This window comes from Tanticharoenia sakaeratensis NBRC 103193, from assembly GCF_000963885.1.
Taxonomy (GTDB): domain Bacteria; phylum Pseudomonadota; class Alphaproteobacteria; order Acetobacterales; family Acetobacteraceae; genus Tanticharoenia; species Tanticharoenia sakaeratensis.
In genome coordinates this window covers 1-1,092 of the sequence record NZ_BALE01000087.1, presented here as the reverse complement: position 1 = coordinate 1,092, position 1,092 = coordinate 1, and the positions used below count along the sequence as shown (strand labels likewise).

The window sequence follows — 1,092 nt, the reverse complement described above, 5'->3', positions numbered from 1 at the left end:
CCGTGGAATGCCCTCGTTTTTGGGTAAGGTCTGTCCAACCGGAGACAGGCAATGAAGAGATCACGTTTCACGCAGGATCAGATCATCAGGATCCTGAAAGAGCATCAGGCGGGCGCGACGGCTGCGGATCTATGCCGCAAGCATGGGATCAGCGACGCGACCTTCTACACCTGGCGATCGAAATATGGCGGGATGGAGGTGTCGGAAGCGCGGCGGCTCAAGGCTCTTGAAGACGAGAACGCGAAGCTGAAGCGGCTCCTGGCGGAGAGCGTGATGGACGTCTCGACGCTGAAGGAACTGCTGGCAAAAAACTCGTGACGCCCGGCTTGCGGCGGGAGGCCGCGACCTGGGCGATTACGGAGCGGGCTTACGCGCAGCGGCGCGCCTGCCGGCTGATCGGCATGGATCCGAAGACCTGGCGCTATGCGTCGCGACGGCCCGATGATGCTGATGCGCGCGTCCGGCTTCGCGCATTGGCCGCAGAAAGGCGTCGGTTCGGCTATCGGCGGCTGCAGATCCTGCTCGACCGGGAGGGAGTGACCATGAACCACAAGAAGCTGTTCCGGCTGTATCGCGAGGAAGGGCTGTCGGTCCGCAAGCGTGGCAGCCGGAAACGGGCGATGGGCACACGCTCGCCGATGATGCTGCCCGACGGGCCGAACCAGCGCTGGAGCCTGGATTTCGTCTCGGACGCGTTGAACAACGGACGGCGGTTCCGGGTTCTGACGGTGGTGGACGACTACACGCGCGAATGTCTCGCGCTGGTGGCGGATACGTCGCTGTCAGGCGAACGGCTCGGCCGCGAACTCGACCGGATCGGAGAGCAGCGCGGCTGGCCGTTGATGATCGTCAGCGACAATGGCACCGAGATGACTTCGAACGCGATCCTGGCCTGGCAGGAGCGGCGGTCGGTGCTGTGGCACTACATCGCACCGGGCAAGCCGCAGCAGAACGGGTTCGTCGAGAGTTTCAACGGCCGGTTCCGCGACGAATGCCTCAACGAGCATCTGTTCCGCAACCTCGCCCACGCTCGGACGGTCATCAACGCCTGGCGCGCCGACTACAACGCCGTCAGGCCCCACACCAGCCTCA

Annotated in this window: 1 protein-coding gene; it reads left to right on the top strand. The window is 64.2% G+C overall.

Annotated features, from left to right (window positions below; genetic code table 11):
* Positions 1 to 51: 51 nt before the first annotated feature.
* A protein-coding gene (locus B8446_RS15940; protein WP_148506057.1) for an IS3 family transposase occupies positions 52 to 1,092 on the top strand; the annotation gives its coding sequence in 2 pieces (ribosomal slippage) (positions 52 to 304 and positions 304 to 1,092; 1,042 coding nt annotated over the 2 pieces). This gene is flagged as partial in the annotation.